This is a genomic window from Nocardioides lijunqiniae, from assembly GCF_015024225.1.
Lineage (GTDB): Bacteria > Actinomycetota > Actinomycetes > Propionibacteriales > Nocardioidaceae > Nocardioides > Nocardioides lijunqiniae.
The window spans coordinates 174,516-186,633 of record NZ_JACJGM010000001.1 but is presented as its reverse complement, the minus strand read 5'-3'; the positions used below and the strand labels follow the sequence as shown (position 1 = coordinate 186,633).

Here is a 12,118-nt window from a genome sequence, read left to right as displayed (position 1 = left end):
CGGGTCAGCAGCCACCCTTGCGGGCGATCTGGTACTTGACGGAGCCCTTCTTGTAGCGGGACGCCGGGCACAGCACGGCGCCGCTCTCGTCGATGACGTCGAAGCTCCGCAGCTGACCATACGAGTCGTGCTGTCCGTGGTTGCAGATCCGCTTGTGCGCACGGAAGCCGAAGGTCTGGTACCCGGCGTAGAAGACGAACAGCCGGTCCCGCTTGGCGCTGGCGACGTCGAAGGTCTCGGTGACGGACTTCGAGGTCGTCTTGGAGCCGGCCGCACCGACCTTGACCCCTGCCTCGACGGAGGCCTTGGCGAAGAAGGCCCCGGCGTCGGCCTTGACCGTCGCGGACGCCTCGAGCGACGCCGACAGGACGTCGATCTTGGTCAGCTCGACCTTGCGGGTGAAGCCGACGCCGGCGGGGATGCGGCGACGCACGGCATGGGTCATGCCGAACCTCGACTTCTTGAGCGTGATCTGGCGGAACGTCTTGGACTTTCCGCCGTCCCAGTCGCTGATGCGGCAGGGACGCATGGCACCGGTGGCGGCCTGGGCCGGGGCCGTGGTGGCGACGACGTTGCCGACCACGGCGAGAGCGAGGGTGAGCATGGCGGCCGCGAGGCCCGAGAGTGTCTTCATACGCGACTATTCCCCGGGCCCCGCGCCGCAAAACACCCTCAGACCAGGCCTTCCTCCTGGAGGAAGTCGCCGGCCACGTCCTCGATGGACTCGCGGTCGACCGTGACCCTCACGAGCAGCTCGCCGAGCTTCTCGTTGTCGAGCGCGGCCATGAGCTCGTTGAGCATGTCGGCGACGTCCTCGTGGTCGGCGATGAAGTCGCTGCCGACCGCGGGGATGAAGTTCTGCGCGGGCTGGATGCCCTTGTCGTCCTCGAGGAGCAGCAGGCCGCGGTCCTCCAGGGTGACGTCCAGCGTGCCGGTCTGGCCGAGGTCGGACTCACCGTTGAGCACCGAGTCGTAGGTCTGCTGCGAGGCGAAGCCGGTGCCGAGGAACTTCGCCACCGTGATGCCGTAGACGTCCTCGAGGCCCGCCTGGCAGTCGGCGCGCCCGGGGCAGTCCTTGTTGGCGGCCAGGGTGACGGACTCGCCCTCGAGGTCGGAGAGCGCCGTGGCCCCTCCGAGCTGCTCGGCGTAGTCCTCGGTGATGAAGTAGGCGTTCTGCGAGTTGGCCGGGGACGCGTCCAGGAGCTCGATCCCCTTGTCGGCGAGGAGCGGGGTCACCGCGTCGATGGTGGCCTGGGTGTCGTTGCTCGAGATCGGCTCGGCGTCGGCGCCGTTGGCCTGGGTGTTGACCAGGTCGGCGATGCCGCTGAGGTAGTCGGAGGCGATGTCGATGTTGTCGGGCATCTGGTTGAGGTAGATGTCGCGCTGCCCCACGAGCTGCGTCTCGACGTCGTAGCCGGCGTCGTCGAGCAGCTGGGCGTACATCTGCGTGACGAGCGCCGCCTCGTCGAAGTCCTGGCTGGCGATGGTGACCTTCTCGCCGTCGCCGCCGCCGCCGCCTCCGCCGCTCTTGTCGTCGTCGAGGTCGTCGCCGGCGCAGCCGGAGAGGACGAGGGTCGCGGAGACCGCCAGGGCCGCCAGCAGGCGCGCCGGGGTTGGAATTCGGGTCATGGTGCTGCACCTTCTGTGTCCCGCAGGTGAGCCTGCGCGTGTCCGGTGACGGGGGCAGACCCTCGTCAGTGGCCGCCGTCGGCCGACGCTCCCACAGTAGGCGCTGGCACCGACACCGCCGCCTCGACGTCTCGCGCAGGGGGCGGACCACTCTCGGGGCGGGCCCACCGCTCGACGAGGGAGGCGGCGACCTCGAGCACGAGCGCCATGACCGCGACCACCACGGCGCCGGCGATCCCCTTGCCGTAGTCCTCCGAGTCGAAGCCGTCGACGATGACCTTCCCGAGACCGGGACCGACCACGAGCGCGGCGATGGTGGCGGTCGCCCACACCTGCACCAGGGCGAGCCGGAGTCCGGAGACGATGAGGGGCAGCGCGAGGGGCAGCTCGACCCGGAAGAAGAGCTGGCGACCGGTCATCCCCATGCCGCGGGCGGCCTCGACGACCTCGCCGGGCACCTCGCGCATGGCGACGTAGGCGTTCGTGACGATGGGCGGCAGGGCGAACAGGGCCAGGGCCGCGAGCGTGGAGGCGCCCGCCCGGCCGTAGGGGCCGAGCTCCGCGGCGCCGGGGAAGCGTCCGCCCGTCCAGCCCCAGGGATCGGCGACGACGAAGATCGCGAGCAGGGCGAAGGTCGGGACCGCACGCCCGAAGTTCGTCAGGTTGATCGCGAGGAACCCTCCCCGGCCGAGGTGGCCGAGGGTCAGCGCGAGCGGGAGGGCCACTCCGGCGGCGAGGACCATCGCGGTCGCCGTCAGCAGCAGCTGCTCGACGAGGAGGGCGAGCATGCCGTCGTACCCGCGCCAGTTGGCGCCGTCGAAGAGGTAGGCGAGGGAGTCGGAGAAGACGTTCACACCCGACCTCCCCTCGCCCAGGGCGTCAGGGCCCGCTGGGCGAGCACCAGGACCGCGTCGAGCACCAGCGCCAGCAGCACGCAGAGCACCGAGGCGGTCAGGAGCTCGGCACGGAAGTTCGCATCGACGCCGTGGGCGATCAGCCGCCCCAGGCCGCCGTAGGTCCCCTCGACGAGGCTGCCCACGGTCGTGAGGGCCACGGTGGAGACGGTGGCCACGCGCAGTCCGGCCACGATCACGGGCAGGGCGAGCGGGAGCTCGACCTTGAGCAGGAGCTTGCCCCTGCCGTAGCCCAGGCCGGTCGCCGACTCGCGCACCTCGTCGGGCACTCCCCGCAGTCCGTCGAGGATGGCGCGCACCAGGACGGTGAGCGCGTAGAGCGCCAGCCCGAGGACGACGGTCGTCGCGGAGATGCCGGTGAACGGAAGGAAGAGGGGGAAGAGCGCGAGGGAGGGGATCGTGTAGAGCCCGGTCGCGCCGCCGAGCACCCAGGCCTCGGCACGGGGGAACCGCCGTGCCAGCAGCGCGAGGGGGAACGCGATGAGGACCGCGAGCACGAGCGCCGCCAGGGTGATCTGGACGTGCCACTGCAGGGCGTCGAGGATCTGGTCGCTGCGGTCCTCGACGTACTGCCAGCAGACCCACTCGTTGGCGTCCTGCGTGTTGGCGTAGCACTTCGGCTCGCGCGCCGACCCTGCTGCCGTGAGCAGCGCCGCGGGTAGGGTCACCGCATGGACGCTACCCGTTCCGGGGCCCCGGGCGACGACTCCGCACCGATGATCCGTCTCAGCGGCGTGGGCAAGACCTACGACGACGGCACGGTCGCCGTGCAGGAGCTGGACCTCGAGATCCGGCGCGGCGAGCTGGTCTGCCTCGTCGGCCCGTCCGGGTGCGGCAAGTCGACGACGCTGAAGATGATCAACCGGCTGATCGAGCCCACCACGGGGCGCATCGAGATCGACGGCAAGGACGTCACCGGCGAGGACCCCGTCCAGCTGCGGCGCGGCATCGGCTACGTCATCCAGCAGGTCGGGCTGTTCCCGCACCAGAAGATCACCGCCAACGTGATGACGGTGCCGCTGCTCTACGGCGAGTCCAAGTCCGTGGCGCGCGAGCGGGCCCACCACCTGCTGGAGCTCGTCGGGCTGGACCCCGCGACGTACGGCGACCGCTACCCCCACCAGCTCTCCGGCGGCCAGCGGCAGCGGGTCGGCGTGGCCCGGGCGCTCGCCGCGGACCCGCCGGTGCTGCTGATGGACGAGCCGTTCGGCGCCGTCGACCCGGTCGTGCGGGTGCGGCTGCAGGACGAGTTCCTGCACCTGCAGCGCGACCTGGGCAAGACCGTCGTGCTCGTGACCCACGACATCGACGAGGCCGTGCGGATGGGCGACCGGGTCGCGATCTTCGCCGTCGGTGGGCGCCTGGCGCAGTACGCCACCCCCATGGAGCTCCTGGCGCGACCGGCCGACGACTTCGTGGCCGACTTCGTGGGCTCCGAGCACGGCCTGCGCCGGCTCAGCGTGACCCCGCTCGACGTCGCGCACATCGAGCCGCTCGACGGCGTCAGCGTCGGCGACCTCGCCTCGACCATCGACCTCGACAGCACCCTGGAGCAGGCGCTCGCGACGATGCTGCGCGACGACCGGATGATGGTGGGCGTCAAGGACGGCCCCCGCTTCGTCGGCGTCCTCACCCCCAACGGCGTGCACCGCGCGCTGCGCGCGTCGCTGGAGCGCTAGCCGGGGCCCTCGTCGACGGGCACGTCGCGGTGCCAGGACTCGGTGACGTACTTGGTGACCCAGCCCATGGACACGTAGAGGCCGTCGGCGCCGGTGGAGGAGTCGGCGTCCACCTCGAGGGTGACCCGGTCGCGTCCGCGGGCGGCGGCGTCCGCGATGACCGTGCGGAGCAGCCCCTTGGCCACGCCGCGGCCGCGGGCGGCCTCCAGCACGCCGATGTAGGCCACGTAGGAGCCGTCGGGGCCGTTGGCCGACTCGGAGTGGGTGCCGATCAGCGCACCGACCGGGGTCGGCCCGTCGCCGTCGTCGACCTCGGCGAGCCACCAGTGGTCCCAGCGGTGGCCGGGGTCCTCGCGCAGCCGGCTCATGAACTCGTCGAAGGTCTCGGCCCAGGAGTTGAAGTGGTCGACGAAGGCCCCCTCGAGCACCTCGTGCACCTCGCGCAGGTCGTCCTCGTCGGGCATCCCGTCCCGGCCGCGCCGCACCAGGCGGAAGCGCGCCTTCTCGGTCTCCCAGCGCTCGGGCGAGGGGACCAGGTCGGCCTCGTCCGAGGTGACCGGGCGGCTCATCTGCCACCAGGTGCGGACCTTGGTGAAGCCGCCCGCCTCGAGCCAGCGGTGCTGACGGTCGTCGTCGGCGAAGGACCCGGTGTCGATCTGCTGGACCTCGAGCCCCCGGGCCGCGCCGACGGCGCGAGCCTGGCCGACGGCCCACTCCACGAGGACGTCGGAGCAGGATCGGCCGAGCCCCTCGGTGAGGTCGCGGGAGACGATGTGGACGAAGAGCATCCGCCCGCCGGCGCGGTCGTGGACGCTGCCCCAGGCCTGGATCTCGCCGGCCGCGTCGCGCACCACGACGTTCTCGCGGGTGCGCAGCCCGGCCTCGGACACCTCGACGAGGACGTCGTCGAGGCCGGAGCCGGCCCAGCCCCGCCCGTGCTGCTCGTGGGCCCGGAGCAGGTGGGTCAGCCGCGCCAGCGTGAAGCGGTCGCCGGGGTCGGGCGACTCCACGGACCAGCCGGTGGGCAGGCCGGGCTGCTCGGGCAGGAGCTCGTCGGGGTCGCTCTCGAATCGGGACTCGTCGGTGCTCACGAACGACGATTCTCCCAGTACGGCGTCACGGGTGCGCCGCGTGGGTGCTCAGGCGTGCTTGCGGGTGGCCTGGGCGGCCTGCCACTCGGCGGTGACGACGTCGAGCTCGCGCTCGATCTCCGCCACGCGGACGATGGCCTCGGCGGCCCGCTCCTCCGCGGCGTCGAGCCGGGTGCGCAGCGAGACGATGTCGCGCTCGGCGTCCTCGGCACGCCGCTGCTCGGCGGCGAGCTTCTGGTGCGCCTCGACCAGGCAGCCCTGGGCGTCGCCCAGGTCGCGCTCGAGGGTGGCGATGGTCTGCTCGTGGTCGGCGATGCGGGCCGAGGTCGCGACGACGTACGCGGCGTTCTCGGCGGTGCGGGCGACCGTGATGTCGCGGTAGCCCTGCGCCTGGGTGGCGCGGTCGCGCGCCGCCTCGCGCCGGGAGTCGGCGAGCTCGGCGTGGGTGATGCGGGTGGCGGCGGCACCGAGGCCGACCGCGAGGATGCCGGCGAGGGTGACGGCGAGCCACGAGCCGGTGAGGGCGGTCCCGGCGACGGCCAGGGCGGCGACGAGGAGCAGCGTGCCGGCGACGACCAGGCGGGTGGACCGCTGGCGTCGGCGCACGGGCGTGCTGGACGGGGAAGCCATGTGCTGACAGTAGGTCGCGGCGCGGTCGCGCGGGCGCAGACGCGCCGCGACGCATGGGGCCGGAGTTGCCGCTGTGACGCGGCCGACGTACGGCGGTCAGGCGGTGGTCAGGCGGTGGTCAGGCGGTGCTCAGGCGGGGGGCGGGTCCCCGGGCACCCGGCAGGCCCGCTCGAGGAGCAGGGCCGTGACCACCACGGCCAGCCCGCCGACCGCGGCGACCACGGACCGCAGCAGCCGCTGGTCGCCGAGCTCGGCCTCCGAGCCCAGCCAGCTCAGCCCGTAGCCGAGGTAGCCGCCCCCGGCGAGCGCGCCGACGTAGGCGCAGGCACGCGCGAGCACCAGCCGGTTGACCGCCTGGTGCGACTCCAGCCGCTCGCGGCGCACGTGGACCGAGCGCCAGGTGGCGTGCGCCGCGGCGCCGAGGATGGCGGCGACGAGCAGCAGCGCGAGCGGCTGGGTCCACGAGACCACGGGCGCCGTGCCGCCCACCCGCTCGGAGAGCGGGTGGACCAGCCAGCCGATCGCGAGGCCCGCGACCGCCCAGCCCGCCAGCGCGGCGGGTGGGGTGGGGCGCAGCGAGCCCGGCGGCGGGCCGCCGTCGGGGCCGGGGGCCTGGGTCACTCCACGTCGAGCGCGAGGTCCTCGCGCTGGACGAGCCCGTCGGTGCCGAGAGCGGCCAGCAGCTCGGCGATCGGGCCGCGGTCGGGGAAGACGGCGTCCGGCTCGACGTCGTACCAGGGCTTCAGCACGAACGGGCGCTCCGCGGCCCGCGGGTGCGGCAGGCGCAGGTGCTCGTCGTCGCTGCGCCGGTCGCCGACCACGATGAGGTCGACGTCGAGGGTGCGTGGGGCGTTGGGGACCTCCGTGCGCTCGCGGTCGAAGGCGTCCTCGATGGCCAGCGCCCGGTCCATCAGGCGGTGCGCGGCGAGGGTGGTGTCGACCAGCAGCACCGCGTTGAGGTAGCTCTCCGCGTCGGGAGGAGAGTCCACGGGCTCCGTCTCGTAGACCGGGGAGACGGCGGTGACCCAGACGTCGGGGGTGTCGGCGATGGCCTCGACCGCGCCCTGGAGGCTGGCCATCTTGTCGCCGAGGTTCGATCCGAGGGCCAGCACCGCACGTCGGATCGGTCGCATCTCACCGGTGAGGGTGTCGGCGTCGATGATGTTCGGGTTGGGGGTCTCAGTCACGGCGGCCCTCGCGTTTCCGGGTGATCGTGAGCGCTACGTCCGAGAACGTCGCCTCGATGGGGGCATCCGGCTTGTGAACGGTCACCCGCGCCCATTCAACACGAACGTGCAAGAGGCACACGTCCGCGATCCGCTGGGCGAGGGTCTCGATCAGGTCGACCGGATCTTTCTCCACGGCGGCTTTCACCGAGGCCACGAGACTCCCGTAGTCGACGGTGTCTTGCAAGTCGTCCGAGGCCGCGGCGGCGGCCGTGTCGATGCCGAGCGAGAGATCGATCACGAAGGTCTGGCCCTCGCGCCGCTCGAACTCGAAGACCCCGTGGTGGCCGTAGCACTCGATGCCGAGCACGGCGAGCTCGTCGGTCATGTGGCGCCTTCCGTCGGGTGCAGCAGGTCGTACGCCGCCAGCGCGTCGCGGCTGGCGCGGACGTCGTGCACCCGCAGCCCCCACACGCCCTGACGTGCGCAGTGCAGGACCACCGTCACATGGGCGTGCTCGCGCCGGTCGACCGGGCGGGGGGTTCCGTCGGCGCGGGCGAGCAGCCGGCCGAGGAACGCCTTGCGGCTGGCCCCGACCAGGATCGGGAGCCCCAGCTCCTGGAGCCGTCCCAGGTCGCGCAGCAGCGACCAGTTGTGCTCGGCGAGCTTGGCGAAGCCCAGGCCGGGGTCGAGCACCAGGCGCTCCGGGGCGACGCCGGCCGCGAGGACGGCGTCCACGCGGGCCGCGAGCTCGTCGCGCACCGCGGCCACGACGCCGCCGGGCCCGTCGTAGACGGCGAGGTCGCCCATCTGGTCGGCGTGCGCGCGCCAGTGCATCGCGACGTAGGTGACGCCCGCCTCGGCGACGACGCGCAGGATCCGCGGGTCGGCGAGCCCGCCGGAGACGTCGTTGACGATCGTGGCCCCCGCCGCGACGGCCGCCTCGGCCACCTCGGCCCGCATGGTGTCCACCGAGACCGTGGCGCCCTCGGCCGCCAGGGCGGCGATCACCGGCACCACGCGGTCGAGCTCCTCGGCCACCAGCGGGCGCGTCGCGCCGGGCCGGGTGGACTCCCCGCCGATGTCCAGCACGTCGGCGCCGTCCGCGAGCAGCCCGAGCCCGTGGGCGACGGCGGCGTCGGGTCGCAGCCACCGGCCACCGTCCGAGAACGAGTCCGGAGTCACGTTCACGACACCCATCAGCACCGGGGTCGTCGCCATGAGGAGAGGCTAGTGGCTCGGTGCACGGCGCCGGCCGGCTGATCGGGGACGGTAGTTTGTCACCGCCGGCAAGGCGCCGGCCCGACGAGCCCCCGACGAGCAGGAGACCTGATGCCCCACCCGTTGCGGACCCTGGCGGTGCGCGTGGTCAAGCCCCTCGTGCCGGAGTCGCTCTGGCGGCGGCTGCGCGGCCTCGCGGGCGCAGCGCCGGCTCCCCAGCCCGTCGCACCGCTCAGCCCCGCCGAGCAGCGGCGCCGCCGGCTGCAGGCGATGGACCTGACCGAGCTGGCCCAGGAGTTCCGCACGGACAAGTGGGGACGGCACTTCTACACCCCGCACTACCAGCGCCACCTCGAGCACCTGCGCGACGAGCGGTTCACCCTGCTGGAGATCGGGATCGGCGGCTACGCCCGGGAGAAGCAGGGCGGCCGGTCCCTGCGCATGTGGAAGCACTTCTTCCCGCGCGCCCAGATCGTGGGCCTCGACATCGAGGACAAGTCGTTCGTCGAGGCGCCCCGGATCAAGGCCTACCAGGGCAGCCAGACCGACCGCGAGGTCCTCGAGCGCATCGTGGCGGAGAACGGTCGCCCGCAGGTCGTCATCGACGACGGCAGCCACCGCCCCGAGCACATCCGGGAGACCTTCCGGGTGCTGTTCCCCATGCTCGCCGACGACGGCGTCTACGCCATCGAGGACACCCAGACCTCCTACTGGCCCACGTGGGGTGGCAGCGAGGACAGGCAGGACCCCACGACGACCATGGCCCTGGTCAAGGACCTCCTGGACGGCCTCAACTACGAGGAGTTCCTCGACGCCGACTACGAGCCCACCTACAGCGACCGCCACGTGGTCGCCGTGCACGCCTACCACAACCTGATCTTCATCGAGAAGGGCCTCAACAACGAGGGCGGCGGCCCCACCCCCGGCCGCAAGAAGGCCGGCGACACCGCCCACGGCGCCTCCGCCTGACGGCGGGCCCGTCAGCCGCGGCGGCTGTTGATCAGCGCCATCGCCTCGTTGCGGGTGGCGGGGTCCGAGAGCATCGAGCCCCGCACCGCGGAGGTGATGGTGCGCGCCCCGGCCTTGCGGACCCCGCGCATGGTCATGCAGAGGTGCTCGGCCTCGATCACCACGATGACCCCGCGCGCCGCCAGGATGTCCATGAGGGCGTCGGCCACCTGGGTGGTGAGGCGCTCCTGGACCTGGGGGCGCTTGGCGTAGACGTCGACCAGGCGCGCGAGCTTGGACAGCCCCGTGATCTTGCCGCTCTCGGCGGGGATGTAGCCGACGTGGGCGACGCCGGTGAACGGCACGAGGTGGTGCTCGCACATCGACCACAGCTCGATGTCGCGCACCAGCACCATCTCGTCGTGGCCGATGTCGAACGTCGTGGTGAGCACGTCCTCGGGCGTCTGGCGCAGCCCCAGGGTGAGCTCGGCGTAGGCGCGCGCGACCCGGGCCGGGGTCTCCCGCAGCCCCTCGCGGTCGGGGTCCTCGCCGATGGCGAACAGCAGCTCGCGCACGGCGGCCGCCGCACGCTCGTGGTCGAACTCCGGGATCTCCTCCGGCGGGCGCTCGGGCGTGCTGATCGGGTCGGCCACGTCTAGCCCGGCATCCCGGAGCCGGGCTCGGGCGGGCCCGCGGTGGGTCCTGCGGTGGGCCCTGCGGTGGGCGGGGTGCCGCCGTGCACGTCGCCGCCGGATCCGGGCGGCGTGATGATCGCGCCGGCGCTCTCCTTCTCCGGTGCGTGGCCGTTGGCGGCGACCCGGTCACGGATCTCCTGCGGGATCTCGATCGGCGGGATGTCCGAGGGGTTGCGGTCCGGCGAGCCGGTCCACGCGGGTCGCTCGGCGCGGCGGCGCAGCGGGGTGAAGACCTCCGCCACCTGCTCCTTGTCGAGCGTCTCCTTGTCCAGCAGCGCGAGCACGAGGGAGTCCAGCACGTCGCGGTTCTCCTCGAGGATGTCGAAGGCCTCCTGGTGCGCGGCGGCGAGGAACTTCTTCGTCTCGTCGTCGATCATCGCCGCGACGTCCTCGGAGTAGTTGCGCTGGTGACCCATGTCGCGGCCCAGGAACGGCTCGGAGTTGGAGTCGCCCAGCTTGATGGCGCCGAGTCGCTCGGTCATCCCGTACTGCGTGACCATGGCGCGCGCCAGCGAGGTGGCCTTCTCGATGTCGTTGCCGGCCCCGGTGGTGGGGTCGTGGAAGACCATCTCCTCCGCGGCGCGGCCGCCCAGCATGTAGGCCAGCTGGTCGAGCATCTCGGAGCGGGTCTGGGAGTACTTGTCCTCGTCGGGCAGCACCATCGTGTAGCCGAGGGCGCGCCCGCGGGGCAGGATCGTGATCTTGTGGACCGGGTCGGTGCCCGGCAGCGCCGCGGCGACGAGGGCGTGGCCGCCCTCGTGGTAGGCGGTGATGAGCTTCTCCTTCTCGCTCATCAGGCGCGAGCTCCGCTGCGGGCCGGCGATGACGCGGTCGATCGCCTCGTCCAGGGACGTGTTGGTGATGACCAGCTCGTTGTTGCGCGCGGTCAGCAGCGCGGCCTCGTTCAGCACGTTGGCCAGGTCGGCGCCGGTGAAGCCCGGCGTGCGGCGCGCGTACGACATCAGGTCGATGTCGGGGGCCATCGGCTTGCCGCGCGAGTGGACCTCGAGGATCTTCTTGCGGCCAGCCAGGTCGGGGGCGTCGACGCCGATCTGGCGGTCGAAGCGCCCCGGGCGCAGGAGCGCGGGGTCGAGGACGTCGGGTCGGTTCGTGGCGGCGATGAGGATGACGCCGCCGCGCACGTCGAAGCCGTCCATCTCGACGAGGAGCTGGTTGAGGGTCTGCTCGCGCTCGTCGTGACCGCCGCCCATGCCGGCGCCACGGTGGCGACCGACGGCGTCGATCTCGTCGATGAAGACGATCGCGGGGGCGTTCTCCTTGGCCTGCTCGAACAGGTCCCGGACGCGGCTGGCGCCCACGCCGACGAACATCTCGACGAAGTCGGAGCCGGAGATGGAGTAGAACGGCACCCCGGCCTCGCCGGCGACCGCGCGGGCGAGCAGGGTCTTGCCCGTGCCCGGAGGGCCGTAGAGGAGCACGCCCTTGGGGATCTTGGCCCCCACTGCCTGGAACTTGGCGGGCTCCTGGAGGAACTCCTTGATCTCGCCGAGCTCCTGGATCGCCTCGTTGGCGCCGGCCACGTCGGAGAACGTCGTCTTCGGCATGTCCTTGGTGATCAGCTTGGCCTTGGACTTGCCGAACTGCATCACGCCCCGGCCGCCGCCGCCCTGCATGCTGTTCATCAGCCACAGGAAGACGAGGATGATCAGCAGGATCGGCAGGAACGTCGCGAGCAGCGAGCCGAGCAGGCTGGGCTGGGGGTTCTCGGAGTTGGACTCCTCGATCGCCCCCTCCGCCACCTGCTGGTCGACGGCGCTGATGATGTCCTGCTGCTGGCCCCGGACGTAGTACGAGACGACCTTGTCGCCGCTGTCACGCACACCGGAGTCGAGGGTGGCCTGGATGGCCTGGTCCCCGTCGACGAAGGTGATCTCCTTGACCTGGCCCTTGGCGATGTAGGACTCCATGCGCGAGGTCGGGACCTCGTCGAAGCCTCCCCCGGGCGCGAGGAACTGGAGGGCCAGGAGGACGCCGACGACGGCGACCGCGATCCAGACCCAGGGACCCTTGAAAATGCGCTTCACAGACTTCTCTTCGCTTGTACTGGGCCTGTCGAGGTGAGCCCAGGACTGAACACTCGACGGTACACGCCGATCTCACCGCACAGTCTCTCAGGCACATGGG

14 protein-coding genes are annotated in these 12,118 nt (G+C 72.1%); 2 read left to right on the top strand and 12 right to left on the bottom strand.

Annotation, left to right across the window (positions count from 1 at the left end; genetic code table 11):
- Positions 1 to 4: 4 nt before the first annotated feature.
- The 4 genes from IRQ30_RS00900 to IRQ30_RS00885 form a co-directional block, all read right to left on the bottom strand.
- The gene (locus tag IRQ30_RS00900) at positions 5 to 634 is read right to left on the bottom strand and encodes a hypothetical protein (protein WP_193611189.1); all 630 of its coding nucleotides are present in this window, start codon (positions 632 to 634) and stop codon (positions 5 to 7) included.
- A gap of 38 nt (positions 635 to 672) precedes the next feature.
- Positions 673 to 1,629 carry a glycine betaine ABC transporter substrate-binding protein gene (locus IRQ30_RS00895; RefSeq protein WP_193611188.1) on the bottom strand — a complete coding sequence of 319 codons (957 nt, stop codon included), beginning with the start codon at positions 1,627 to 1,629 and terminating at the stop codon, positions 673 to 675.
- A gap of 65 nt (positions 1,630 to 1,694) precedes the next feature.
- Positions 1,695 to 2,483: an ABC transporter permease subunit gene (locus IRQ30_RS00890; protein WP_193611187.1), complete on the bottom strand. Its 789-nt coding sequence runs from the start codon at positions 2,481 to 2,483 to the stop codon at positions 1,695 to 1,697.
- On the bottom strand, positions 2,480 to 3,211 hold the full coding sequence (locus IRQ30_RS00885; RefSeq protein WP_338089507.1) for an ABC transporter permease: 732 nt from the start codon (positions 3,209 to 3,211) through the stop codon (positions 2,480 to 2,482). The genes IRQ30_RS00890 and IRQ30_RS00885 overlap by 4 nt, the downstream gene beginning before the upstream one ends.
- A 3-nt stretch (positions 3,212 to 3,214) precedes the next feature.
- Between IRQ30_RS00885 and IRQ30_RS00880 the strand changes: the two genes are divergently transcribed.
- A complete protein-coding gene (locus IRQ30_RS00880; RefSeq protein WP_193611186.1) occupies positions 3,215 to 4,222 on the top strand; it encodes an ABC transporter ATP-binding protein in 1,008 nt (335 codons plus the stop codon).
- On the opposite strand, the gene IRQ30_RS24005 is transcribed toward IRQ30_RS00880, so the two are convergent.
- From IRQ30_RS24005 to folP, 6 genes are all read right to left on the bottom strand, one after another.
- A complete protein-coding gene (locus IRQ30_RS24005) occupies positions 4,219 to 5,313 on the bottom strand; it encodes a GNAT family N-acetyltransferase (RefSeq protein WP_338089506.1) in 1,095 nt (364 codons plus the stop codon). The genes IRQ30_RS00880 and IRQ30_RS24005 overlap by 4 nt on opposite strands.
- A 48-nt stretch (positions 5,314 to 5,361) precedes the next feature.
- Positions 5,362 to 5,943: a hypothetical protein gene (locus tag IRQ30_RS00870; RefSeq protein WP_193611185.1), complete on the bottom strand. Its 582-nt coding sequence runs from the start codon at positions 5,941 to 5,943 to the stop codon at positions 5,362 to 5,364.
- Positions 5,944 to 6,072: 129 nt separating this feature from the next.
- Positions 6,073 to 6,564: a DUF3180 family protein gene (locus tag IRQ30_RS00865; protein ID WP_193611184.1), complete on the bottom strand. Its 492-nt coding sequence runs from the start codon at positions 6,562 to 6,564 to the stop codon at positions 6,073 to 6,075.
- Positions 6,561 to 7,130: a 2-amino-4-hydroxy-6-hydroxymethyldihydropteridine diphosphokinase gene (folK, locus tag IRQ30_RS00860; RefSeq protein WP_193611183.1), complete on the bottom strand. Its 570-nt coding sequence runs from the start codon at positions 7,128 to 7,130 to the stop codon at positions 6,561 to 6,563. Before folK ends, IRQ30_RS00865 begins: the two co-directional genes overlap by 4 nt.
- Positions 7,123 to 7,497, bottom strand: a complete 375-nt coding sequence (gene folB, locus IRQ30_RS00855) for a dihydroneopterin aldolase (protein WP_193606696.1) — start codon at positions 7,495 to 7,497, stop codon at positions 7,123 to 7,125. Before folB ends, folK begins: the two co-directional genes overlap by 8 nt.
- Positions 7,494 to 8,330, bottom strand: a complete 837-nt coding sequence (gene folP, locus IRQ30_RS00850; RefSeq protein WP_227466758.1) for a dihydropteroate synthase — start codon at positions 8,328 to 8,330, stop codon at positions 7,494 to 7,496. The genes folB and folP overlap by 4 nt, the downstream gene beginning before the upstream one ends.
- A gap of 111 nt (positions 8,331 to 8,441) precedes the next feature.
- Here folP and IRQ30_RS00845 point away from each other — a divergent pair, with 111 nt between their 5' ends.
- Positions 8,442 to 9,299, top strand: coding sequence for a class I SAM-dependent methyltransferase (locus IRQ30_RS00845; protein WP_193611182.1), 858 nt, complete (start codon positions 8,442 to 8,444; stop codon positions 9,297 to 9,299).
- Between the two features lie 11 nt (positions 9,300 to 9,310).
- Here IRQ30_RS00845 and folE read toward each other — a convergent pair whose 3' ends face one another.
- Positions 9,311 to 9,889, bottom strand: coding sequence for a GTP cyclohydrolase I FolE (folE, locus tag IRQ30_RS00840; RefSeq protein ID WP_338089529.1), 579 nt, complete (start codon positions 9,887 to 9,889; stop codon positions 9,311 to 9,313).
- Between the two features lie 44 nt (positions 9,890 to 9,933).
- Complete coding sequence (ftsH, locus tag IRQ30_RS00835; protein WP_193611181.1) at positions 9,934 to 12,018, bottom strand: ATP-dependent zinc metalloprotease FtsH; 2,085 nt, start codon at positions 12,016 to 12,018, stop codon at positions 9,934 to 9,936.
- Between the last annotated feature and the right edge of the window lie 100 nt (positions 12,019 to 12,118).